The sequence below is a fragment of the Nonomuraea monospora genome (genome assembly GCF_039531895.1).
GTDB classification, from domain to species: Bacteria; Actinomycetota; Actinomycetes; order Streptosporangiales; family Streptosporangiaceae; genus Nonomuraea; species Nonomuraea monospora.
Genome location: NZ_BAAAQX010000013.1, coordinates 185408 through 208285 on the forward strand (window position 1 = coordinate 185408; position 22878 = coordinate 208285).

Sequence of the window (22878 nt, forward strand, 5' to 3'; positions counted from 1 at the left end):
CCGCCCCCCACCACGGAAGGTTTGTTGTGATGAAGCGTTGTCTTGCTGTCACGGGAGCGGCGGTGCTGCTGCTGGCCGGATGCGGCGCCCAGGAGGAGCCCCAGGCCGCCGCCGGGCCCGCCACGATCGACTACTGGCTCTGGGACACCGCCCAGCAGCCCCAGTACCAGGCCTGCGCCGACGCCTTCCACAAGGCGAACCCGAACTACACAGTCAAGATCACCCAGTACGGCTGGGACGACTACTGGAACACGCTGACCACCGCCTTCGTCTCCGGCACCGCCCCCGACGTCTTCGTCGGCCACCTGTCGCGCTACCCCGAGCTGGCCGCCCAGAGCCAGATCATGCCGCTCGACGAGCAGGTCACCAAGGACAAGCTGGACCTGTCCATCTACCAGGACGGCCTGGCCGACCTGTGGGTCGCCAAGGACGGCAAGCGGTACGGGCTGCCCAAGGACTTCGACACCGTGGCCGTGATCTACAACACCGAGAAGCTCAAGGAGGCCGGCCTCAAGCCCGAGGAGATGGCCGAGCTCAACTGGAACCCGCAGGACGGCGGCACGTACGAGAAGGTCATCGCCCGCCTCACCGTCGACAAGAACGGCAAGCGCGGCGACGAGCCCGGCTTCGACAAGAAGAACGTGGCCGTCTACGGCCTCGGGCTCAACGGCAGCGGCGCCGGCTTCGGGCAGACCGAGTGGAGCCAGTACACGATGAGCAACGGCTGGCAGTACGGCGACAAGAACCCGTGGCCCTCGAAGTTCAACTACGCCGACCCCAAGTTCAAGGAGACCATCAAGTGGTTCACCTCGCTCATCGACAAGGGGTACATGCCGACCATGGACATCGTCAGCTCCGGGGTCGGGCAGATCGACGCGTACGGGGCGGGCAAGTACGCGATGGTCACCGAGGGAAGCTGGAACACCAAGACGTACTGGAACCTCAAGGGCGTCAAGTCGGCACTCGCCCCCACGCCCATCGGGCCCACCGGTAAGCGGGCCAGCCTCTTCAACGGCCTGGCCGACAACATCTCCGCGTCCACCGACAACCCGGACGCGGCGTGGGCGTGGGTCAAGTTCCTCGGCTCCCCGGCCTGCCAGGAGGAGATCGTCGCCAAGGAGGCCATCGTGTTCCCGGCGGTCAAGACGGCCACGGTCAAGGCCGAGCAGGCGTTCAAGGACGCCGGGATCGACGTCGGGCCGTTCACCATGCACGTCGAGCAGGGCACCACGCACCTGGCGCCGATCGCCGAGCACTGGGCCGACATCACGGCGACGATGACGGAGACGATGGACGCCATCTTCTCCTTCAAGGCGGACGTCAACTCGCTCGACCAGGCGAACGCCACCGTCAACGGCTACTTCGGCTGAGAGCGAAGGGCCGGACGCCGCCTCTGCTTCGGCTGCGAGCGCGAAGGGCCGGGCGCCGCCTCACGTGGCGGCGCCCGGCCCTTCGCGTCGTTCGAGACTCAGGAGGTGTGCAGGTACACCTGGCCGAACACCTCCGACAGGTTCTTCAGGTCCGTGGCCATGTCGACCTCGGGGTGGGCCGGGTCGTAGACGGTGGCCAGCCGCGGCTTGATCGTGCCGAGCTTCTTGAGCTGGTCCCACGTGGTGTTGGCGGCCCACTTCTCACCGTACACGCGGCTGACCTGCCCCTGGTCGTTCTGCCAGCGCGTCCACAGGGTGACGGTCTCGGCGGCGTCGTCCCGCAGCGGGGCGGCGATCTTCGCGGCGATCGCCTGGGTGACCTGCTCCTCGGTCATCGCGGAGGAGCCCGCGGCGGCGAAGGAGGCGTCCTCGGCGGAGATCTGCGCGTAGGCGTCCCAGGCGCGGGCCTGGACCTGGGCCCACTGGTTGCGCTGGGCGGCGGTGGCGTCGATCTTCCAGGTGGCGTACTCGGTGGCGAAGTGGCCGCTGTCGAGGGCGAGCTGGTCGAGGTAGCCCTTGCTCAGCCAGGCGCCGATGCGCTCGGGGTCGAGCAGCGGGTACTTCTTGGTCAGCTCCGCCGTGCAGGTCTGGTCGGCACCGCAGCCGAGCACCGGCACCACCGTGTGCGCGGCCAGCTTCTTGCCCGGCAGCAGCGTGCGCAGCGCGGTCGCCGTCTCCGAGACGAACTTGTCCAGCTCGTCCGCCGTGGCGAAGGTCTGGTTGTAGCCGAGCTGCGAGGTGAACCTGACACCCACGACACCGGGCTGCGTGGCGACCAGCGCGGCGACCTTCTTGGCGGCCTCGGCGAGCTTGCCGGCCTTGTAGTCGTCGGCGAGCTCGGTGTCGATCCAGACCCGCATGGTGGTCTGGGTCTGGGCCATCGCCTGGGTGGCCTGGCCGGCCGGGGTCGCCTGGGCGGCGGTCTTCTCGGCCTCGGTGATCGTGTTCGGGTCGACGTAGCACTGCTCGCCGGTCTGGCACTCCGGCGTGCCGCCGTCCTCGGCGCCCGGCACGTCAGGCGAGTCGACGTCGTGGAGCTGGCCGTCGCCCTCGGAGTCGGTCGGGCAGGAGTTGCCCTCCTCGCTGCAGTCGATCATGATCGGCGGGATCGGGGCGGCGTCCTCCATGTTCTGGCCGTCGTTGCCGAGCCAGAACATCGCGGTCTCCAGTGCCTCCTCCGGCGTGTTCAGCCAGGTGCACACGACGTACGACGGGGTGCCGGCGGGCAACTCCTCGTTGCAGTTCCTGTCGCCGTCCTCGGAGTACGCGGGGCCGCCGATGCCCAGCAGCGAGAGGGTGAGACCGATGATGAAGACCTGCCGTAGCCGCCGTCTCATGGCACCTAACTTCCAGGGGGTGATCGTGGGCATATGAACAATATCCGGACGATCAAGGACGATCAATGAGATCTACGGCGTTCTTCACGCCATGCTCAACATGCAGTAGCCGTCCCAGTCGTGCGGCGTTTTCCCGACATTCACCTGCGTCGATCAGCCGCGCCGCCAATGCGTCCCTGGTCAGCCCGGTCACGGGCAACGGCCGCGGCCCCGCGCCCAGCGCCGCCACCCGCCTGGCCCAGAACGGCTGATCCGAGAAGAACGGGCACACCACATTCGGCACCCCGGCCGCCAGCGCCGTCCCCGTCGTGCCCGCGCCGCCGTGGTGCACCACCGCCGCCGTCCTCGGGAACAACCACTCGTGCGCCACCTCCCCCACCACCCGCACGTCGTCGTCCTCCGCCACCGGCAGCCCCTGCACGACGCCCCGCATCCGCGCCCGCCGCAACGCCCCGATCACCTCGGCCGCCACCCGCTCCGGCTCGTCCGGCACCATGCTCCCGAACCCCACGAACACCGGCTTGGGCCCAGCCGCCAGGAACTCCTCCACATCCCCGCTCCCACCTTCTTTCATCGGGAGCCGCCAGTAGCCGGTCAGGTGCACGTGCTCCGGCCAGTCGGCGGGCCTCGGCACCACCAGCGGGCTGACCCCGCACAACACCGGCACCCGCGCCCGCCGATCCGCCGCGAACGGGCTGCCGCGCAACGGCCTCAGGCCCCAGACGCTCGACCGCAACCTGTTCACCATGCGGCCGAGCAGCAGCCAGCCGAGGCGCTCGACCAGCGCGTAGCTGGCCCGGTTGGCCAGAGGGCCCAGGGTGGTCAGCGGGATCAGGGGGTTGGGGAACTCGCGGGTCGGCTCGCTGGGCTGGAAGTGCAGGATCTGGTACGGGGTGCCGTAGCGGTCGTGCAGGTGCCTGCCGAAGGCGCCGAGGGCGGGGGCGAGCACCAGGTCCGCGGGGGCGCAGGCGGCGTCCACCTCCTTGACGAGGGTGGTGGCGAGCGGCTCCACCACGGTCCTGAAGCCGCGGACGAACCCCAGCGGGCCGCTCCTCAGCCAGCGCCGCCCCTCCTCGCTCGCCACGATCTGCGCTGGATCGACGCTGAGGGGAGCGAACGTCACGCCCGGCCCACGCTCCTCAGGCATGGCGTGCCGGTCGGGGCGTCGTGCCAGGGAGGCGTATCGGGCGGGCGCGACGAGCGTGACCGTGTGACCGCGCGCCGCCAGCCCGTGGGCCAGCGCCGCACACGGCTGCACGTCCCCCCGCGACCCGAGCCCCAGCACCGCCACCCTCATGACACCGCCACCCTCACGACCGCCACCCTCACGACCGCCACCCTCACGACCGCCACCCTCACGACCGCCACCCTCACGACCGCCACCCTCACGACAGGCGCCCCAATGGCAGGCGCACTCATGGCAGGGCCAGCAGGCTGATCAGTGCCCCGGCCAGCACCAACCCGGCCGCCACCAGCAACCCGACCACGTACCCCGCCGCGAACGCACCGGCCGCGTGCACGATCACCCCCACGGCCGCGATCCCGAACAGTCCCGAAATTTCACGACTCACCGAGAAGATCCCGCCCGCCACCCCGGCCCTCGACTCCGGCACGGCCCCCAGCACCGCCGACCCCAACGGCATGGTCAACGCCGAGCCCACCCCGATGGCGCACACGGCGGGCAGCAACCGCCCCCACCCGTCCCCTGCCTCCAGGGTCGCGGCCAGCGCCATCCCGCCGGCCACGAGCGCCAGCCCGGCGGCCACCGTACGACCGGCCCCGAGCCACCTTTCCACCAGCGGCACGACCGGCGTGACGATCACCACCAGCAGCGCCAGCGGCACGAACGCCATCCCGGAGTCCGTCGGCGTGAACCCGAGCACCCCTTGCAGGAAGATCGCCGTGTAGAAGAACACGCCGTTCACCCCCAGCCCCCACAGCACCTGCGCCGCCACCCCGCCCGCGAAGCTCCGCACCCTGAACAGCGCCAGATCCACCATCGGCTCGCTGGCCCGCCGCTCGGCCACCACGAACGCCGCCCCGCCGCCCGCACACACCAGCACCGCCGCCACGACGGCCGGTGACGTCCATCCGTGTGCGCCGCCGTGGATCAACGCGAACGTCCCGGCCGCCAGGCACACCACCGACGCCACCACCCCGGCCCCGTCCAACTCCCCCCCACCGACCCCGCCACCGCCACCGGCTCGGGCTCCGGCTGGACGTGCGTCCGGGCGGGCAGGACCCGGCGGGACGGCCACCGCGGCCAGCGCCATGATGACGGCGCCCAGCGGCACGTTGGCCAGGAACACCCAGCTCCAGTGCAGGTGCTGGCTGACGTAACCGCCCGCCACCGGCCCCAGCGCCAGCGCCGCCGCCCCGGAGGCCATCCACACGGCCACCCCCATGGACCGCTGCCGCTCCTCCCGCCCGGCCAGCGCGGCCAGCGTCGCGGGCAGGATCAGCGCCGCCCCGGCCCCCTGCGCCAGGCGGGCCGCGATCAGCACCCCGATCGAGCCCGCCAGGCCCGCCGCGAGCGAGGCCGCCGCGAACGCCGCCAGCCCCGCCATCAGCACCCGCCGAGCCCCGTGGACGTCGGCGAGACGGCCGCCCGCGAGCATGAGGCCCGCGAAGGTGAGGATGTAGCCGGTCGCCACCCATTCCAGGGCGGCCAGGCTGGCGTCGAGGTCGCGTTGGATGGTGGGGATCGCGACGGTGACGACCGTGTTGTCCAGCGTGGTCATGAAACCGGCCAGGCCCGTGACGAGGAGCAGCGGCCAGGCCCTGGTGCGTCGCTGCCCCGTCGTGGTGGCGGTCAGGCTCACTCGTCCGCCTCCTCCCAGGTCCAGCCGCCGCCCGGCAGCGGGCGCACCACACGGGCCCGCTTCTCCACCACCCGCACCCAGCCCGGCCGCTCCTGGGGCTGGCTCGCGTCGGGACGGGGGATCGGGGCGGTGAGCGGCACGGGGTCGGTGTCCGCGCCGAAGACGGCCGGCCGCCCGTTGAGGGTCACCGCCGGTGGCACGACCTCGGAGGGCGACGGTGCGACGGCACGCGACGACGCATCAGCCGACGCCCCAGCGGCAGACGACGCATCGCCGGACGACGCATCGGCAGGCGACACAGCGGCGGGTGACACGGCGGCGGGTGGCACGGCGGCGGCCGGGTGTGGCGCGGGTGCAGGGGCTGAAGCAGGCGCAGGCGTGTGTGGCGCGGCAGCCGGACGCAGCGCAGACGCGGGCGCGGGCGGGGGCGCGGGGGTGGGCGGTGGGGTGGGGGTGGGCTCGCGGAGGGCGATGCGCCGGTGGAACGCCCGCCACGACCGCGGCAACCACCAGTTCACCCCGCCCATCAACCGCATAGAAGCAGGCACCAGCAGAGCACGCACCAACGTCGCATCCACCACGATCGCCACGAACATCCCCACCCCGAGCAACTTCACGATCGTGATCCCGGCCGTGGAGAACGCCCCGATCACCACCAGCAACAACAACGCCGCACTGGTGATCACCCCGCCCGTCTGCTGCAGCCCCGCCGCCACGGCAGCCGTGTTGTCCCCCGTCCGCTCCCACTCCGCCCGCACCCGCGACAACAGGAACAGCTCGTAGTCCATGGACAACCCGAACACCACGGCCAGGATCAGCACGGTGACGGTCGCCTCGATGGCCCCGGTGGAGGTGAAGTCGAGGGCAGAGGCGAGGTGCCCGTCCTGGAAGGCCCACACGATCACCCCGAACGACGCCCCGATCGAGAGCACGTTCATCAGCAGGGCCTTGATCGGCAGCACCAGCGACCCGAACGCGGCGAACAGCAGCACAGACGTGACGGAGCAGACGACCAGCGCCATCCACGGCAGCGTGGCGACCAGGCTGTCCTGGAGGTCGAGCTGGGCAGCGGTGGGCCCGCCGACGACGACCCGCCGCACGTTCGGCTCGGGCGGGAGGGCGCGGATGGCCCGGACGAGCGCCCTGGCCTGGTCCGACATGGGGTCGGCCGCGTAGCGCACGGCCAGCCGCACAGCGCCGTTGTCCTGGGACAGGCCGGCGACCTCGACCTCCGTGACGGCGGGCAGCCGTCCCAGGCGCCGCACCAGCGGCCGGACGTCCACGGGGCTGACGGGGGTGACGGCGCTGATCGGGGTGTGTCCCTGGCCGAGCGGTCCTGGGAGGGGCGGGTCGTCGGTGAAGGTGCGTTCGACGAGGACGTGCACGTCGATGGCGGCCATGGCGTTGCGGGCGAAGTCCCGGTCGAGGGTCTCGGCGACGCGGCGGCTCTCGGAGGCAGCGGGCAGCACCCTGTGGTCCACGTTCCCGAACTTGACGTGCAGGAACGGCACCGCCAGCCCGGCCAGCACGGCGGTCACCGCCACCAGGTAAAGGACGGGCCGCCGCATGACGCTGGTGGCGACGGCGTGCCACAGGCCGCCCTGCCCGCGCGGCCCGAAGTCGGGCGTGATGCGCAGGGCGTTGACGCGCGGCCCGAGCACGCCGAGCACGGCGGGCAGCACGATCAGCGCGGCCCCCACGGCGACGAGGACGACGGCGGCGGCGCCGAGCCCGATGGAGCGCAGGAACATCTGCGGGAACAGCAGCAGCCCCAGCAGCGCCGTGGCCACGGTCAGCCCGGAGAAGGCGACGGTGCGCCCGGCCGTGGCCATGGTGCGCACGACGGCCTGCTCGTTCGTGGCGCCGCGGGCGATCTCCTCCCTGAACGCCTTGAGCACGAAGAGGGAGTAGTCGATGGCCAGGCCGAGCCCGAGCATGGTGACGACGTTCAGCGAGAAGACGGACACCTCGGTGACGGAGGTGAGCAGCCGCAGCAGCACCAACGCGCCGAGGACCGCGAGCAGCCCGACGACCAGCGGCAGCCCGGCGGCGACGAGGCTGCCGAAGACCACGACGAGCAGCACCAGCAGCACCGGCATGGAGATGGCCTCGGCGCGGGTGAGGTCGGCGGCGGTCTGGTCGTTGAGCTCGTCGAGGAGGGGCACGGAGCCGCCGATGGACACGTACAGGTTCTCGACGGTCCTGAGCCGGTCGGCGATGGCGGCGTAGGCGCGCTGCTCGTCGCCCTTGAGGGTGACGACGGCGTACGTCGCGTGCCCGTCCCGCGAGACCATCTTCTTGGAGCCGGTCGTCCAGTACGTGGCCATCGCCCGCACGTACCGGCCCGGCAGCGCCCGCAGCGAGGCGTGCACGGCGGCCTTGTAGCGGGCGTCGCGCACCTTGACGGTGGGGTGCCGGTAGAGGACGACCACGTCGGGGGCGTGGCCGCCGTACCATTCGTCGTTCCAGCGGGCGGCGGTGGTGGAGTCGGCGCGCGGGTCCTCGAAGCCGCCATCGGCCATCCGGCCGAACAGCTCCAGCCCGAGCGGCGCGACGAGGACGGCCGCCGCCAGCGTGAGCGCCAGCAGCGTCCACCGGCTCCGGTAGACCAGCCGCCCCGCCGACTCAAACAAGCAGACCCTCCAGGTACGCCTGGAGCGCGGCCCGCCGGGCGATCTTCCCGCTCGACGTCCTGGGGATGGTTCCGGCGGTGGTCAGCACGAAGTCGTGCACCGATAGTTCGTGATATTTCCGGACGGCGGCGCGTACGGCCCGCCCGACCTCCGCCACGTCGGCCGCCTCCCCGCTCCGCGACCGCTCGGCCACCACGACGAGCCGCTCCCCCGCATCACCTGATAGGCCGAAGGCCGCGACCCGGTCCCGCCGCACGGCCGGGTGCGCCTCCTGCACGGTGGCCTCGATGTCCTGCGGGTAGTGGTTGCGCCCGTCCACGATGACCAGGTCCTTGATCCGCCCGGTGACGTACAGCCGCCCGTCGTGCAGCACGCCCAGGTCCCCGGTGCGCAGCCAGGTGCCCTCCTCGCCTTCCAGCACCGCCCCGAACACCTCCGCGCTGCGGGCGGCGTCCCGCCAGTAGGCGCGGGCCACGTTCGGCCCCTGCACCCAGATCTCGCCCACCTGCCCGTCCTGCAGAGCCCTGCCGGACACGATGCGGACCCGCTGGCCGTGCGGCCGACCGCAGGACACGAGCCCGGCCCCCTCCTCGGCGGGCACCGCGCGCCCGTCGCGCAGCGCGTCACGGTCGAAGACGGTGGTCACCGGCCGCTCGTCGCGCCCGGTGGCGGCGACGAAGACGGTGGCCTCGGCCAGCCCGTACGCGGGCGTGTGCGCCTCGGGCCGCAGCCCGCACCCGCCGAACGCCGCGTCGAACGCCTCGATCGCCCCTGGCCGCACCGGCTCGGCCCCGTTCAGCATGACCCGCACCCCGGACAGGTCCAGCCCGGCCTTCTCCTCGGCGGTGACGCGGGCGGCGGTGTACTCGTAGGCGAAGTTGGGCCCGGCGGTGAACACGTCGTCGTGCTCCGACAGCAGCCGCAGCCACCGCACCGGCCGCATGACGAACGCGACGGGGTCCATGAACGCGGCCAGGTTCCCGCCCATCATCGGCATCGCGACGGTGGCGACCAGCCCCATGTCGTGGAAGAGCGGCAGCCACAGCGCGGCCACCGAGGTCCTGGGCGTGGCCCTGAACAGCTCCCAGAGCTGGGTGGCGTTGGCGGTGAGGTTGCCGTGGGTGATCTCGACGCCGGCGGGCGCGCGGGTGGAGCCGGAGGTGTACTGCAGGTAGGCCAGGTCGTCGGGCCCGGCGGGCTCGGGCTCCCACTCGTCGGCCAGCAGGTCGGAGACGGTGTCCACGGCGAGCACGTGCTTGGGCGCCTGGGCGGTGGCCAGGAAATCGGCGACGCCGGGGAGCGCGTCGGTGGTGGTCAGCACGATGAGGGGGTCGGCGTCGGCGTACGCCCCGGCCAGCCGTTCGCCGTGGCCGGGCAGCCCGGGGGCGAACAGCGGCACGGCGACGAGCCGCGCGTACATGGCGCCGATCATGGCGACGACGTAGTCGAGCCCCTGCGGCAGGAGGACGGCCACGCGGTCGCCGGGCCCGGCCAGCTCGCGCAGCCGCACGGCGAGCGCTCTGGCCTTGAGGTCGGCGCGCGCCCAGGTGAGCGTGTGCCGCGCGCCGCCGCCGAGGTGGTCGACGAACGTGTACGCGGGCGCCTGCGGGATCTCGCGGGCCCACCGGGCCACCTGTGCGAGCAACATGTCGTCGCGCATGCCTGGTCCCCTCACCGTGAGCAGGACCTAGCAAATTACGGGAGAAGCGGGCGCGATTCTTGCCAGGCGCCGGCACAATCCGCGACGGATGTTGTTGCCGAAGTGACAAGGAAATAAGCAGACGACATCACGGATTCCCTTGCGGCAGAATGGCGGGGTTTGGCTGCTTTCAGGGGGTTTGCGAAAATGCACGGCAATCTAGGCGATCTCGGCCTGCTCAAGGACCGTCGCTTCGCACTCCTGCTCTCAGCGCGCACGATCTCCGTGCTCGGCAGCGCGTTCGCGCCCGTCGCGCTCGCGTTCGGCGTGCTCAACCTGCCGGGCGCCGACGCCTCCACGCTGTCGGCGGTGCTCACCGCCGAGGCGCTGCCCATGATCCTGTTCATGCTGGCCGGCGGCGTGATCGCCGACCGGCTGCCGCGCCACCGGGTGATGATGGCGGGCGAGTTCCTGATGGCGACCGGGTTCTTCTGCCTGGGCGCGATGCTGCTCACCGGCTGGACCCCGCTGCCCGCGCTGATCGCCGCGTCGGCGCTGGCCGGGGTGGCGACGGCGGTCACGTTCCCGGCGCTGACCGGGATCATCCCCGAGGTCGTCCCCCTGGATCGGCTGCAGACCGGCAACGCGCTGCTCGGCCTGGGCGCGAACGCCTCGCGGGTCGCGGGCGCGGTGCTCGGCGGCGGCATGGTGGTGCTGTTCGGCGGGGGCTGGGCGCTGGTGATGAGCGGCGCGCTGTTCGCGGTGGCGGGCGTGCTGGTCGCGCTGCTGCGGATGGCGCCCGGCGACCGGCAGCGCGGCGAGTCCCACTCGGTGCTGGCCGACCTGCGGGACGGCTGGCGGGAGTTCGCCTCGCGGCAGTGGATCTGGGTGGTGGTCGCGCAGTTCTCGCTGATGGTGATGGCCATCCAGGCGGCGCACGGCGTGCTCGGCCCGCTGCTGGCCAAGCAGAGCCTGGGCGGCCCGCTGGCCTGGTCGGGGTTCCTGGCCGGAGAGGCGGTCGGCACGATCGCCGGGGTGCTGATCTCGCTGCGGCTGCGCCCCAGCCGCCCGATCCTGGTCGCGGTGCTGCTGTGCCTGCCGACCGCGCTGCCGTACCTGCTGCTCGGGCTGGACGCGCCGCTGTGGCTGATCGTGGCGGGGGCGTTCGTGTTCGGCGTGTGCTTCGACGTGTTCGGCGTGCTCTGGCAGACCACGATGCAGCGGGAGATCCCGGCGGAGTCGCTGTCGCGGGTCAGCTCGTACGACATCCTCGGCTCGATGATGTTCGGCCCGATCGGGCTGCTGCTGGCCGGCCCGGCGGCGGGCTGGTTCGGCACCGAGGAGTCGCTGCTGGGCTGCGCGGTCATCGTGGTGGTCGCCACGCTGGCCGCGCTGCTGTCGCCGGGGGTCAGGAACCTGCGTGCGCCGCAGCCGCAGGCGGCCGCTCACGCCGATCTGAAGTAGGCGTTGGCCCTGGGCTGGAACATCAGCGTCACCGCCCCCAGCACGGCCAGCACGTGCAGGACGCGGCTGGCCGCGAAGACCCACGCCATCGCGTCGGCCCCGGCCATCGCCTCGGTGATCGAGCCGCCCGCGACCAGCCACTCGATCGGCTCCTTGACCAGCGAGAGCGTGCCGAACACGCCGAGTGTCCCGGCCAGCGCCCAGCGGGCCCAGTCGGCGCCGCCTCTCAGCTTCAGCGCCAGGAAGACCGCCCCGGCGAACACGGCCAGCCGGAACCCGGCCTGCGGCAGCAGCCCGAGCACCGGCGTGCCCTCGTACAGCAGACTGCCGATCATCAGCACGGCCTCGAACGCGCCGAACGCGACGGCCGACAGCCACAGCATGGCGGCGGTGTGCACGACGGGCGGGGCCGTCTCGGTCCTCATGACAGAGGTGCTCATGGTGGAAACCTCCGGAGAAGTGGTGATACCGCAGTCTCCGTCGCGCACCCGATCCAGATCATGCCCGCGCTCCCCCGACTTGCGGTGGGGCGCGCCCTACCCCACCTGGCCGCTCGTCCGCAGGCCACGGGTAGGGAGACGCTCCCGCGGCCCGAAGCGCGGCTCCGGCGCGTGCGCGCCGTCCAGCACCCCCGCCACGTACGCGGCCAGCGCCGGCCCGTGCTTGAACCCGTGCCCCGAGTCGCCGCCGAGCAGCCACACGCCGGGCGATCTCTCGGTGAGCAGCCACTCGGCGTCGGGGGTGAGCGCGTACTGGCAGACCTGGCTGAACACCACCGGCGCCCGCGCCAGCGCGGGGAACCTGCGGCCCAGGTAGCTCGCGGCCCGCTCGACGCTGTCCGCGTCGACCTGGCGGCTGCCGTGCTCGGGGTCGTACGGCTGCCCCTCCGCGTCGGAGGTGGACTTCATGCCGGCGCCGTCCACGTCGCCGTGCCCGTAGGCGGAGGCGTCGTAGTCGACCCAGGCCGGGGTCTCGGGGACCGACCAGGCGGGCGGCACCGCGAAGTGCAGCGTGTCCTGCTTGGTCACGGTGATCGGCAGGCCGTCGAAGAGGTGGGGCAGCCAGGCGCCGCACGCCCACACGACCCGGTCGGCGCGGTGGATCTCGCCGTCGATCTCTACCGCGCTCTTGTCCGGTACGGGCAGCGCCCGCGCCCTGACCAGCCGGACGCCGGCGTCGAGGGCCAGGCCGGCGGTGACCTGGGTGGCCCGCCTGGCCCTGATCACGCCCGCGTTCGGCTCCCAGAGCAGGAAGCTGAGGCCGTCGCCGCTGAAGCTGGGGAAGAACCTGCCGCCGTCGGCCGGGTCCAGCTCCACGCACTCGATGTCCAGGCTCTTGAGCACCCGGGCGCTGGCGCGCTCCCACCCGTCGGGGGTCCTGGCCAGCCACACCATGCCCGCCTCCAGGTACAGCTCCTCCCCCGCTCGCTCGCCGAGCCGCCGCCAGCCGTCCCTGGCCTCCCAGGCGAGGCGGGCGTACCAGTCGTCGGCTCCGTGCGCGCAGCGCAGCAGGCGGGTCTCACCCGCGCTGGCCTGCCGTACGTGCCCCGGTTTGTGCTGCTCGACCAGCGTCACCCGCCAGCCGGTTTCGGCCAGCCGCAACGCCAGTGACGACCCCCAAATGCCCGCTCCGACCACAATGACCGATTTCATGAGACCACCGTGACCGGTAACCAGGGCTCGCCACAAGACTCAGACGATGATGAGCCGCACGACCACGCCCGCGCAGTTGCCCGCCACGCAGACGCGCACCGGCACCTCGGAGATGCCGGGCCTGGCGGGCACCCCGCCCACGTGCCCGTCGGGGCCGATGCTCACGCCCTCCGGCACCTTGTCGTGGTCGGTCACGGTGAAGGTGGGCACCACCCCGGCGGGGCCGCCGTTGATGCCGATCTCGCCGTTCAGCGCCGTGCCCGCCCTGCCGGGGAAGGTCAGCTCGCGCGGCTCCCACGGCACGTTGGCCAGCACGACGAGCGTGACGTCCTGCTCACGGCACGAGCCTCCCGAGCAGACCTGCACCGTGGCGACGAACGTGCCGGAGCGCTGCGGCTTGCCGTACAGCCGGCCGCCCTGGTCGACCTGGACGCCGACCGCGAGGTAGGCGGGGCGGAAGGTGACGCCCTTGGCCGTGGGCAGCAGGAACTGGCTCACCTCGATGCCGACCGTGACGTAGAACGTGTCCTCGACCAGGCTCTCGTCGGCGGGGGTCTCCCTGGACACCTGGACCATGGGGGTGGTGAGCGACGGCATGGCAGGCGAAAGAGCGCACATCGCCGCCCCGGCAAGCAGGAGAACCCACCTTTGCCGCATCATTACCCCCCGGCTCTTCTACGCCGATACGTACCCCCTTCACCGCGGAGCGTCACTCCATAATCGGTCGCATGGCCGCTGAATCAGCTCAGACCCTGGAGCGCGGGCTCCGCCTGCTCCGACTGCTCGCCGACGGCAAGGGCGGGCGAACGCCGACCGAGCTGAGCGCCGAGCTGTCGCTCAGCCGTCCCGTGGTGTACCGGCTGCTCACGACGTTGCTGGGCGAGGGTTTCGTGCGCAGGGACGCCGAGGGGCGGGTGCATCTCGGGTTCGGGGTGCTGGCGCTGGCGCAGGCCGTTCAGCCGCTGCTGCGCGCGGCGGCGGTGCCGACGTTGCGGCGGCTGGCCGAGCAGGTGGGCGCGACCGCGCACCTGACCGTGGCCGAGGGCGACGACGGGCTGGCCGTCGCGGTGGTGGAGCCGTCCTGGACGCGGATGCACGTGGCCTACCGCGAGGGCTCTCGCCATCCGCTGGCCAGGGGCGCGGCGGGGCAGGCGATCCTGGCCCTGCGGGAGGGGCGGCACGACTACTTCGTCACGGAGGGGCAGTTGCAGGAGGGGGCGCGGGGCGTCGCCGCGCCCGTGACCGGTCTGCCGTGGCTGGAGGCGTCGGTGGGGGTGGTGACGTTCGGGCCGCTGGAGGAGTCGACGGGGCCGCGCGTGGTGGCCGCCGCGGCCGAGCTGGCCGCTGCCCTGGGTTGACATCTCCTCGGGGATAGCGGACGGTAGTCACAGATAGTGGACACATCCGTCCGATAGTCGGACAGGTATGGAGGGGCCGATGCCGTACTACCGGCTCGTGGGAGAGGTGCCGAGGAAGCGGCACACGCAGTTCAGGCGGCCGGACGGCGGCCTGTACGCGGAGGAGCTGATGGGCGAGGAGGGCTTCTCGTCCGACTCCTCGCTGCTCTACCACCGCCACCTGCCGACCGCGATCATCAAGGCCGAGGCGGTCACCCCGGCCGTGCGAGCGCGGCTGGAGCCCAACCTGCCGCTCTCACCACGCCACTTCCGCACCCAGGACCTGACAAGCGCCGGCGACCTGGTCAGCGGGCGGATGACGCTGGCCGGCAACGGCGACGTCCGATTGTCGTACGCCACCAGCGACCGGCCCAGCGAGCACTACCGCAACTCCATGGGCGACGAGTGCGTATACGTCCAGCGCGGCCGGGTGCGCTTCGAGTCCACGTACGGCGTGATCGACGCCGCCGAGGGCGACTACGTGGTGATCCCCACCGGCACCATCCACCGCTGGGTGCCAGAGGGCCAGGTCAACGTGCTGGCCATCGAGGCGGCCGGGCACATCAGGCCGCCCAGGCGCTACCTGTCGCAGTACGGCCAGCTCCTGGAGCACGCCCCCTACTGCGAGCGCGACCTGCGCGCCCCGTCGGAGCCGCACGTCGTCGAGGGCGAGGAGGTGCCCGTCCTGGTCCGCACGCGCGGCGGCCTGACCAGGCTCGTCTACCGCCACCACCCGTTCGACGTGGTCGGCTGGGACGGCTACCTCTACCCGTTCGCGTTCAACATCGACGACTTCGAGCCGATCGTGAAGAAGACGCACGCGCCGCCGCCGGTGCACCAGACGTTCGAGGGGCCGGGGTTCGTGATCTGCTCGTTCTGCCCCAGGCCGCTCGACTACCACCCGGAGGCCGTGCCGATCCCGTACAACCATCACAACGTGGACTCCGACGAGTTCATGTTCTACGTCGGCGGCGACTACTCGGCCCGCGCGGGCTCCGGCATCGACGTCGGCTCCATCTCGCTGCACCCGGCCGGCTTCACCCACGGGCCACAGCCGGGCGCGGTGGAGGCCGTGATCGACGCCGTCTCGCGCGGCGTCACGACGACCAGCGAGGTGGCCGTCATGGTGGACACCTTCCGCCCGCTCGACCTCGGCCAGGACGCGCTGTCCTGCGAGGACCCCGGATACGCCTGGACCTGGGCCCGATGACCATCTCCACGGCCACGAGCCTCTTCACCGCACTGGTGGACGACGCGGGCCTGTTCCCGCCGACGTCCCTGCACATGGACGAGGCCCTGGCGCGCAACCGCCGCGACCTGGAGCGCGGCAGCCAGGTGCTCACCCACCGCTTCCTCTGCCCGGCCAGCCGCCTGGACCGGCTGCGCGGCATGGACTACCGGCCGCGCAGGATCGGGCTGATCGCCGACACCAGCACGCTGCCCGACTGGGGCGACCTGCCGGTCGACTACGTCGAGATTCCGCTGCCGCCCGACACCTCCGTCGAGGAGCTGGCCGGACGGCTCGCGCTGCGCGACGGCGTGCGGCTGTTCGCCGAGGTGCCCGCGCGCAAGACGGCCATGGACGTGCCCGACGGCGTCGGGCTGAAGGTGCGCTGCGGCGGCGCCACGGCCGAGGCGTTCCCTCCCGCGGAGCACCTGGGGCAGTTCATCAAGTCGTGCGCGGAGAACGGCATCCCGTTCAAGGCCACGGCCGGGCTGCACCACGCCGTCCGCCACTTCGACCCGTCGCTCGGCGTGGACCGGCACGGTTTCCTGAACCTGCTGCTGAGCGTCTGCGAGGCGGTGGAGGGCCGCGACCCGGTGCCCGCGCTGCGCACGACCGACGTCGGCCACCTCGTGCGGATGGCGAACGCCGTGCCGCGCGAGACGGCGGAGCGGGCGCGCAAGCTGCTGGTGAGCTACGGCTCGTGCAGCACCAACGCGCCCATCGAGGACCTGCGGACACTGGGGCTGATCTCATGAGCTGGGGCGTGGACAACCTGCCGTACGGCGTCTTCTCCTGCCCTGGGCAGCAGCCCAGGGTCGGCGTCCGGTACGGCGACAAGGTGCTCGACCTGGCCGCCGCCCTGCACGACGAGGTCTTCGCGGCCCCGTCGCTCAACCCGTTCATGGCCAGGGGCCGCGCGGCCTGGCACGACACCAGGGCGCTGATCCAGAACAAGCTCACCACCGACAGGTCGGTCACGGAGCGGCACCTGATCTCGCTGGACCAGGTGCGGCTGCACCTGCCGTTCGAGGTGGCCGACTACGTCGACTTCTACTGCTCGATCGACCACGCGAGCAACATCGGCAAGATCTTCCGCCCCGGCTCGGAGCCGCTGCAGCCGAACTGGCGGCACCTGCCCGTCGGCTACCACGGCAGGGCGGGCACGGTCGTGGTGTCGGGCACGCCGGTCAGGCGTCCGCAGGGGCAGCTCGGGGCCGGGGTGTTCGGGCCGTGCGGGAAGCTCGACATCGAGGCGGAGCTGGGGTTCGTGGTGGGCGTGCCGACCTCGATGGGCTCGCCCGCCGGGGCGTTCGAGGACCACGTGTTCGGGGTGACGCTGGTCAACGACTGGAGCGCGCGCGACATCCAGGCGTGGGAGTACGTGCCGCTGGGGCCTTTCCTGGCCAAGTCGTTCGCCACGTCCGTCTCGCCGTGGGTCACGCCGCTGGAGGCGCTGCCCAGGATCCCCGGCCGGGAGCAGAGCCCCGAGCCTGTCGGCTACCTGCGCAGGCAGGCCGACTGGGGCCTGGACATCGCGCTGGAGATCCTGCTGAACGGGGAGGTCGTGTCGCGCCCGCCGTACTCGGCGATGTACTGGACGCCCGACCAGATGCTCGCGCACCTGACCGTGAACGGCGCCTCGTTGCGGACCGGCGACCTGTTCGCCAGCGGCACGATCTCGGGGCCCGAGCAGGGCCAGCGCGGCTCGCTCATCGAGCTGACCTGGAACGGCGACGAGCCGATCAAGCTGCCGGGCGGCGAGACGCGCACGTTCCTGCAGGACGGCGACACGGTGACGATCAGGGCCACCGCCGCCGGCCTGAGCTTGGGGGAGGTTTCCGGAACTGTCGGATAGCTGACTCGGCGTGCTTGCACGGTGACTCACCGCTACCCTAGGACGACCCTTCCCTCGGAGAGCAGGAGTTCCATGCGGCACGCCGCGACCCTTTGTGTCGCCTTTGTCCTGGTCTGCGGGTGCTTGCTCCTGGTCAGCGGCTGCGGCTCGGCCCCGGCCGAGCCGCCCGCCTCACCGCCCACCGTGCAGGTCTGGCCGCCGTTCGACTCCAAGCGCGCCCGCACCGACCGCGGCCTGCTGGTCAAGGTGCAGGGCGGCACGCTCACCCAGGTGCTCGTCTACGAGGGCGGCGAGCCGGTGCCGGGCAAGCTCGACGACACGCGCACGACCTGGCGCACCGACTGGACCCTGCGGCCGGGGGCCGAATACACCGTGACCGCCACCGCCACCCGCGAGGGCGCGCCCGCCACGGTCGCCATGGGCCGCATCCGCACCCGCACCGCCGCCAGGACGTTCCAGGTGGCCGCCACCGCGCCGCTGCCCGGCGAGACGGTCGGCGTCGGCATGCCCGTCGTCATCGACTTCGACGCGCCCATCGAGGACAAGGCGGCCGTCGAGCGCGCACTCGAGGTGCGGGCCGAGTCGCCGGTCGAGGGCGCCTGGCGGTGGACCAGCGACACGCAGGTGGTCTACCGCACCCGGCGGTGGTGGCCGTCCAGGCAGCGGGTCACGGTCACGGCGCACCTGGCCGGTGTGCGCGCGGGCGACGGCCTGCACGGCGCCACCGACTCCACCTTCTCCTTCATCGTCGGACGCAGGCAGACCAGCTCCATCGACACCAGGACCCACCAGATGCTCGTCCTGCGCGACGGCAAGGCGGCGCAGCGCATGGCCATCAGCGCCGGCATGGCCACCACCACCGAATACACCACGACCAGCGGCATTCACCTGACCATGGACAAGGGAAACCCGGTGCGCATGATCTCCCCCGGCCGCGAAAAGGGTGACCCCGGATATTACGACTTGATGATCGACCACGCCGTCCGCATTTCCAACAGCGGCGAATACGTGCACGCCAAGGACAACGTGTGGGCCCAGGGCCGGTCCAACGTCAGCCACGGCTGCGTCAACGCCAGGCCCGACCAGGCCGCCTGGTTCTACGCCACCTCGCTGCGCGGCGACCCCGTGACGATCACCGGGACCGATCGCGTCCTGGAATGGGACAACGGATGGGGTTTCTGGCAACTCCCGTGGGAGAAATGGCAACAGGGAAGCGCGCTGCGGGAAATGCGCGACGCAGGTGGATGGGTGCCGAAGCGGTGATATCGGGATTACGGTAGAGGGGGGAGGAACCACTCGCGGACACAGGCCCGTTGTCCCATCAGGAGGGCCAGGACATGGATGAATGGATCATCTGGATAATCCTCGCAGTCGTCCTCGGCGTGGCCGAAATCTTCACACTCACAGCCTCACTCGGCCTCCTGGGCGTCGCGGCTCTGCTGACCGCCGCCACCGCGGCCATCGGGTTGCCCGTCCCCCTGCAGTTGATCTTCTTCGCCGTGTCCTCGGCGGCCGGCCTGCTCGTGCTCAGGCCGATCGCGATGCGTCATATCAACCAGCCGCCGCTGCAGCGGTTCGGGGTGGAAGCGCTCGTCGGTAAACCCGCGTACGTCGTGGCCGAAGTGACGGGCCGCGACGGCCGTGTGCGCATCGGGGGCGAGGAATGGTCGGCGCGCGCCTACGACGAGACGCTCGTGATCCCCACCGGGGCGACCGTCGACATCATCGAGATCGAGGGGGCGACAGCCCTCGTATATCCCCGGGAGTGACTGATGGATCCGCTGTTGCTGGTCGGACTCTTCATCATACTTTTCGCAGCGATGACCCTGCTCAAAGCCGTACGGATCGTTCCGCAGGCCCGGGCCCGCAACGTCGAGCGCCTCGGCCGCTACCACCGGACGCTCAAACCGGGGCTGAACTTCGTCATCCCGTACATCGACCGCGTCTACACCATGATCGACCTGCGTGAACAGGTCGTCTCCTTCCGCCCGCAGCCCGTCATCACCGAGGACAACCTCGTCGTCGAGATCGACACCGTCCTGTACTTCCAGGTCACCGACCCGCGGGCGGCGGCGTACGAGATCGCCAACTACATCACCGGCGTCGAGCAGCTCACCGTCACCACGCTGCGCAACGTCGTCGGCTCCATGGACCTGGAGAAGACCCTCACCTCCCGCGACACCATCAACAGCCAGCTCCGCGGCGTCCTCGACGAGGCCACCGGCAAGTGGGGGCTGCGCGTCAACCGCGTCGAGATCAAGGCCATCGACCCGCCGAAGACCATCAAGGACGCGATGGAGAAGCAGATGCGGGCCGAGCGCGACAAGCGGGCCGCCATCCTGAACGCCGAGGGCCAGCGCCAGTCGCAGATCCTCACCGCGGAGGGCGACAAGCAGAGCCGCATCCTGCGCGCCGAGGGCCAGCGCACGGCCGCCATCCTGGAGGCCGAGGGCCAGTCGCGCGCCATCGACCAGGTCTTCCAGGCCGTGCACCGCAACGACCCCGACCCGAAGCTGCTGGCCTACCAGTACCTCCAGGTGCTGCCGCAGCTCGCGCAGGGCGACGGCAACACGTTCTGGGTGATCCCCAGCGAGGTCACCTCGGCCCTCCAGGGCGTCTCCAAGGCGTTCACCGAGGCGCTGCCGCGGTCGGCGGCCACGCGCGAGGAGGTCCCGCAGAGTTCGGCGGCCGAGGAGGAGGCCGCCAAGGCGGCCGAAGCGGCGGCCGAGGCCGTCGCCGACGCGCAGGAGGCGGAGAGCCCGAACGGCCCGCGGCAGATCACGCAGAAGGTCAGCGAGCCGTCGCCCTTCCCCGACCTGGACAAGAAGCACTCCGAGGCCGAGCGCTGAGCCTCCGCCGCCGCGTGCGAGCGATCGGAGGCCGAGCGGCTGAGCCTCCGCCGCCGGGCGCGAGCGATCGGAGGCCGAGCGGCTGACCGCCCTTCGCCGGGTGCGGGCGGTCAGTGCGACAGCGGCGCCTCCGTGGTGTCCACCAGCTCGCACTCGGCGATCGGCCCCTCACCCACCTTCGCCCAGATGCCCGCAACGACGCCCCCGTTCGGGTGCTCCAGGACGCTGAACTCCAGGACGCCCGTCTGGCCCGGCCCGATCACGCCCGGGTCGATGACGAAGCCCGGCAGGTACTCCTCCGGCGTGGGGAAGACGTGCAGCGGGGCCTCCTCGACGCTGAGGAAGTGGCTGCTGCGGGGCTGCGGGCTGCACTTCTTGCCCCTGGGGATGTAGTCCACGACCACGTCCGCCCCCAGGGCCCGCAGGTCCGCCTCCAGTTTGTCCGGGTCCTTGGCCTCCATGATGTCGATGCGGATCAGGCCGTCGGGCAGCTCCGACACCGCGTAGGCGGGCGAGCCGCCCAGGAACACCGGGACGGCCACCGCGGCGGCGACCGCCAGGGCCAGCGCAGAGGCCAGAACGGTGAAACGGAGGGACCTGCGTCCGGGCCGCCGGTCGATCTCGGTCATGACGAACTCCTTGAGCAGTCGGTGACGGCCCTCGGGAAGATCGCGTTCAGCCGGCATGTTCATCGGATCTCCTCCTTGTCGGGGCCTCGGTCACCTACTACCTGTCGCCTCCCCGGCGGCGGTTCCCCGGCTGTCGCGAGCTTCTTGCGCGCCCGCGACAGCCGGGAGCGCACCGTGCCCACCGGGACGCCCAGCGCCTCGGCCGCCTGGGCGTAGTCGAGCCCGGCCCAGACGCACAGCGCGAACACGTCCTGCTCCTGGCGGCGCAGCTTCCCGTACGCCGCGCGCACGGCGGCCAGGCGCTCGGCGTCGTCGATGCGGCCCACCACCTCGTCGGCGAAGTCCGGCACCGTCTCGCCCGCGGGCATCCTGGCCAGCGCGTCGTCGTGCCTGCGGGCGGCCCTGCGCACGTTGCGGTGCACGTTGGTGGCGATGCCCAGCAGCCAGGGCCGCAGCGACCCGCCCTCGGGGTCGATCTTCGCCCGTAAGCGCCAGGCCTCCAGGAAGGTCAGCGCCATCACGTCCTCGGCGGTGGACCAGTTGCCGGTCAGGCGGAAGGCATGGTTGTAGACGGCCTTCGCGCATGCGTCGAAGAGTTGCCCGAAGGCCGCCTGATCACCATCACGTATCCGAGCACGTAAAGACATATCCACATATGTCTACTGTCCGGGCGCGCTCCCCGGTTCCGTCTGGCCGTTGTCGAAGTACGCCGCCAGGTCCGCGTCCAGCGGCGGCACGTCGTACGGCATGCCGCCGTCCCGCAGCGACCTCGTGGCCATGTATCCGGCCGCCACGCTCATCCGCGCCGCCACCGGCGAGGTGTCCGTCGCCCCGCCTTCCCTGACGAACCTGAGGAACTCCGTCACGATCTCCGCGTCCGCGCCCCCGTGCGAGCCGGTCGCCGCAGGCACCTTGTACGCGATGTCGCAGTCCTCCCGGTACCCGGTGGGCCCCGTGTTCCACACCTTGACCGTGTCGCCCGGCCCGTCGCCGAAGTTCTCCAGGCGGCCCTCGGTGCCGATCACCGTGTAGTTGCGCACGTAGTCGGGCGAGAAGTGGCACTGCTGGTAGGCGGCGATGACGCCGTTGTCCAGGCGCATGTTCATCACCGACACGTCCTCGACGTCCACGATGTGGTGCAGATTCCTACGGGTAGAGGGGGGCCACTCGTACTCCCGCAGCCACCCGTCGGGCCGGGGCGTGCCGGGCTCGCGACGCGGCAGGTCGCCGTAGAGCATGAGGTCGCCCAGGGCGTTCACCCTGCTCGTGTAGCCGCCGGCGAGCCAGTGGATCACGTCGAGGTCGTGCGCCGCCTTCTGCAGCAGCAGCCCGGTGGTGCGGGTGCGGTCGGCGTGCCAGTCCTTGAAGTAGTAGTCACCGCCGTAGGAGACGAAGTGGCGCACCCAGACCGTCTTCGGCTCGCCGATCACGCCCTTGGCGATGATGTCGCGCATCAGCCGCACCACGCCCATGTGCCGCATGTTGTGGCCCACGTACAGGCGCGTGCCGGTGCGGCGGGCGGCGCGCAGGATGTTGTCGCAGCCCTCCACCGTGATCGCCATCGGCTTCTCCAGGTAGACCGCCTTTCCGGCCTCCAGGCAGTCGATCGCCAGCCGTTCGTGCGTGTCGTCCGGGGTGTTGACCACGATCGCGTCGAGGTCGGGGCGGTCGAGCAGCTCGCGGTAGTCCTCCGTGAGGAAGCCGGCCTCGAACGTGCCCGCCTGGGCCTTGAGCACGGCCGGATCGGAGTCGCACAGGGCGGCCACGACCGCGCCCCCGCCCGGCCGGTGAGCCGCCAGGGCGAGGCTCTTCCGCAGGCCGAGGCCGATCACTCCGATGCGCAGGTCTTCCACAGGTACCCCTTCCGGCAGCGCTGATTTATCCAAGCCATCAGCTTAAATCATGCAGATCTACGCAAACATGACCAATACTGCCATCTTTCC

General features: G+C 71.5%; 20 protein-coding genes. 9 read left to right on the forward strand and 11 right to left on the reverse strand.

Annotation, left to right across the window (positions count from 1 at the left end):
- The first annotated feature begins 29 nt into the window (after window positions 1-29).
- On the forward strand, window positions 30-1370 hold the full coding sequence (locus ABD331_RS25855) for an ABC transporter substrate-binding protein (protein WP_344479555.1): 1341 nt from the start codon (window positions 30-32) through the stop codon (window positions 1368-1370).
- A 98-nt stretch (window positions 1371-1468) separates the two neighbouring features.
- On the opposite strand, the gene ABD331_RS25860 is transcribed toward ABD331_RS25855, so the two are convergent.
- From ABD331_RS25860 to ABD331_RS25880, 5 genes are all read right to left on the reverse strand, one after another.
- Window positions 1469-2767 carry a hypothetical protein gene (locus ABD331_RS25860; protein ID WP_344479556.1) on the reverse strand — a complete coding sequence of 433 codons (1299 nt, stop codon included), beginning with the start codon at window positions 2765-2767 and terminating at the stop codon, window positions 1469-1471.
- Between the two features lie 52 nt (window positions 2768-2819).
- A complete protein-coding gene (locus ABD331_RS25865) occupies window positions 2820-4064 on the reverse strand; it encodes a glycosyltransferase (RefSeq protein ID WP_344479558.1) in 1245 nt (414 codons plus the stop codon).
- A 118-nt stretch (window positions 4065-4182) separates the two neighbouring features.
- Window positions 4183-5589: an MFS transporter gene (locus ABD331_RS25870; RefSeq protein WP_344479561.1), complete on the reverse strand. Its 1407-nt coding sequence runs from the start codon at window positions 5587-5589 to the stop codon at window positions 4183-4185.
- Window positions 5586-8222: an MMPL family transporter gene (locus ABD331_RS25875; protein WP_344479564.1), complete on the reverse strand. Its 2637-nt coding sequence runs from the start codon at window positions 8220-8222 to the stop codon at window positions 5586-5588. Before ABD331_RS25875 ends, ABD331_RS25870 begins: the two co-directional genes overlap by 4 nt.
- Window positions 8215-9882, reverse strand: a complete 1668-nt coding sequence (locus ABD331_RS25880) for a fatty acyl-AMP ligase (protein ID WP_344479566.1) — start codon at window positions 9880-9882, stop codon at window positions 8215-8217. Before ABD331_RS25880 ends, ABD331_RS25875 begins: the two co-directional genes overlap by 8 nt.
- 186 nt (window positions 9883-10068) lie before the next feature.
- Here ABD331_RS25880 and ABD331_RS25885 point away from each other — a divergent pair, with 186 nt between their 5' ends.
- The gene (locus ABD331_RS25885) at window positions 10069-11325 is read left to right on the forward strand and encodes an MFS transporter (RefSeq protein WP_344479569.1); all 1257 of its coding nucleotides are present in this window, start codon (window positions 10069-10071) and stop codon (window positions 11323-11325) included.
- Here ABD331_RS25885 and ABD331_RS25890 read toward each other — a convergent pair.
- The 3 genes from ABD331_RS25890 to ABD331_RS25900 all read right to left on the reverse strand — a co-directional run bounded on the left by ABD331_RS25890 (window position 11307) and on the right by ABD331_RS25900 (window position 13574).
- Entirely contained in the window at window positions 11307-11765 is a 459-nt protein-coding gene (locus ABD331_RS25890) for a hypothetical protein (protein ID WP_344479572.1), read from the reverse strand. The two genes, ABD331_RS25885 and ABD331_RS25890, sit on opposite strands and share 19 nt — an antisense overlap.
- Before the next feature lie 96 nt (window positions 11766-11861).
- On the reverse strand, window positions 11862-12977 hold the full coding sequence (locus ABD331_RS25895; RefSeq protein ID WP_344479574.1) for an NAD(P)/FAD-dependent oxidoreductase: 1116 nt from the start codon (window positions 12975-12977) through the stop codon (window positions 11862-11864).
- 39 nt (window positions 12978-13016) lie between these two features.
- Window positions 13017-13574 carry a hypothetical protein gene (locus ABD331_RS25900; protein WP_344479577.1) on the reverse strand — a complete coding sequence of 186 codons (558 nt, stop codon included), beginning with the start codon at window positions 13572-13574 and terminating at the stop codon, window positions 13017-13019.
- A gap of 131 nt (window positions 13575-13705) precedes the next feature.
- Between ABD331_RS25900 and ABD331_RS25905 the strand changes: the two genes are divergently transcribed.
- The 7 genes from ABD331_RS25905 to ABD331_RS25935 all read left to right on the forward strand — a co-directional run bounded on the left by ABD331_RS25905 (window position 13706) and on the right by ABD331_RS25935 (window position 20306).
- Window positions 13706-14335, forward strand: a complete 630-nt coding sequence (locus tag ABD331_RS25905) for an IclR family transcriptional regulator (RefSeq protein ID WP_344479580.1) — start codon at window positions 13706-13708, stop codon at window positions 14333-14335.
- A gap of 79 nt (window positions 14336-14414) precedes the next feature.
- Window positions 14415-15584: a homogentisate 1,2-dioxygenase gene (locus tag ABD331_RS25910; protein WP_344479583.1), complete on the forward strand. Its 1170-nt coding sequence runs from the start codon at window positions 14415-14417 to the stop codon at window positions 15582-15584.
- Window positions 15581-16357 (forward strand): hypothetical protein, encoded by a 777-nt coding sequence (locus ABD331_RS25915; RefSeq protein WP_344479585.1) that lies wholly within the window; start codon window positions 15581-15583, stop codon window positions 16355-16357. Before ABD331_RS25910 ends, ABD331_RS25915 begins: the two co-directional genes overlap by 4 nt.
- A complete protein-coding gene (gene fahA, locus ABD331_RS25920; protein WP_344479587.1) occupies window positions 16354-17457 on the forward strand; it encodes a fumarylacetoacetase in 1104 nt (367 codons plus the stop codon). The genes ABD331_RS25915 and fahA overlap by 4 nt, the downstream gene beginning before the upstream one ends.
- 72 nt (window positions 17458-17529) lie before the next feature.
- Complete coding sequence (locus ABD331_RS25925) at window positions 17530-18720, forward strand: L,D-transpeptidase (protein ID WP_344479590.1); 1191 nt, start codon at window positions 17530-17532, stop codon at window positions 18718-18720.
- Between the two features lie 74 nt (window positions 18721-18794).
- A complete protein-coding gene (locus tag ABD331_RS25930; protein WP_344479592.1) occupies window positions 18795-19226 on the forward strand; it encodes an NfeD family protein in 432 nt (143 codons plus the stop codon).
- 3 nt (window positions 19227-19229) lie between these two features.
- Window positions 19230-20306, forward strand: coding sequence for an SPFH domain-containing protein (locus ABD331_RS25935; protein ID WP_344479595.1), 1077 nt, complete (start codon window positions 19230-19232; stop codon window positions 20304-20306).
- Between the two features lie 110 nt (window positions 20307-20416).
- Here the strand turns inward: ABD331_RS25935 and ABD331_RS25940 are convergent, their stop codons facing one another.
- The 3 genes from ABD331_RS25940 to ABD331_RS25950 are packed head-to-tail and all read right to left on the reverse strand — an operon-like array spanning window position 20417 to window position 22788.
- Entirely contained in the window at window positions 20417-20998 is a 582-nt protein-coding gene (locus ABD331_RS25940; RefSeq protein ID WP_344479598.1) for a hypothetical protein, read from the reverse strand.
- Window positions 20995-21582, reverse strand: a complete 588-nt coding sequence (locus tag ABD331_RS25945; protein ID WP_344479601.1) for an RNA polymerase sigma factor — start codon at window positions 21580-21582, stop codon at window positions 20995-20997. The genes ABD331_RS25940 and ABD331_RS25945 overlap by 4 nt, the downstream gene beginning before the upstream one ends.
- A 12-nt stretch (window positions 21583-21594) precedes the next feature.
- Window positions 21595-22788, reverse strand: coding sequence for a Gfo/Idh/MocA family protein (locus ABD331_RS25950; protein ID WP_344479604.1), 1194 nt, complete (start codon window positions 22786-22788; stop codon window positions 21595-21597).
- Between the last annotated feature and the right edge of the window lie 90 nt (window positions 22789-22878).

Coding starts and splice junctions, on each gene's coding strand:
- ABD331_RS25865 (WP_344479558.1), bottom strand. CDS start 4,064: ATGAGGGTGGCGGTGCTGGGGCTCGGGTCGCGGGGGGACGTGCAGCCG.
- ABD331_RS25895 (WP_344479574.1), bottom strand. CDS start 12,977: ATGAAATCGGTCATTGTGGTCGGAGCGGGCATTTGGGGGTCGTCACTG.
- ABD331_RS25940 (WP_344479598.1), bottom strand. CDS start 20,998: ATGAACATGCCGGCTGAACGCGATCTTCCCGAGGGCCGTCACCGACTG.
- fahA (WP_344479587.1), top strand. CDS start 16,354: ATGAGCTGGGGCGTGGACAACCTGCCGTACGGCGTCTTCTCCTGCCCT.
- ABD331_RS25900 (WP_344479577.1), bottom strand. CDS start 13,574: ATGCCGTCGCTCACCACCCCCATGGTCCAGGTGTCCAGGGAGACCCCC.
- ABD331_RS25945 (WP_344479601.1), bottom strand. CDS start 21,582: ATGTCTTTACGTGCTCGGATACGTGATGGTGATCAGGCGGCCTTCGGG.
- ABD331_RS25880 (WP_344479566.1), bottom strand. CDS start 9,882: ATGCGCGACGACATGTTGCTCGCACAGGTGGCCCGGTGGGCCCGCGAG.
- ABD331_RS25885 (WP_344479569.1), top strand. CDS start 10,069: ATGCACGGCAATCTAGGCGATCTCGGCCTGCTCAAGGACCGTCGCTTC.
- ABD331_RS25925 (WP_344479590.1), top strand. CDS start 17,530: ATGCGGCACGCCGCGACCCTTTGTGTCGCCTTTGTCCTGGTCTGCGGG.
- ABD331_RS25860 (WP_344479556.1), bottom strand. CDS start 2,767: ATGAGACGGCGGCTACGGCAGGTCTTCATCATCGGTCTCACCCTCTCG.
- ABD331_RS25855 (WP_344479555.1), top strand. CDS start 30: ATGAAGCGTTGTCTTGCTGTCACGGGAGCGGCGGTGCTGCTGCTGGCC.
- ABD331_RS25930 (WP_344479592.1), top strand. CDS start 18,795: ATGGATGAATGGATCATCTGGATAATCCTCGCAGTCGTCCTCGGCGTG.
- ABD331_RS25905 (WP_344479580.1), top strand. CDS start 13,706: ATGGCCGCTGAATCAGCTCAGACCCTGGAGCGCGGGCTCCGCCTGCTC.
- ABD331_RS25935 (WP_344479595.1), top strand. CDS start 19,230: ATGGATCCGCTGTTGCTGGTCGGACTCTTCATCATACTTTTCGCAGCG.
- ABD331_RS25915 (WP_344479585.1), top strand. CDS start 15,581: ATGACCATCTCCACGGCCACGAGCCTCTTCACCGCACTGGTGGACGAC.
- ABD331_RS25910 (WP_344479583.1), top strand. CDS start 14,415: ATGCCGTACTACCGGCTCGTGGGAGAGGTGCCGAGGAAGCGGCACACG.
- ABD331_RS25890 (WP_344479572.1), bottom strand. CDS start 11,765: ATGAGCACCTCTGTCATGAGGACCGAGACGGCCCCGCCCGTCGTGCAC.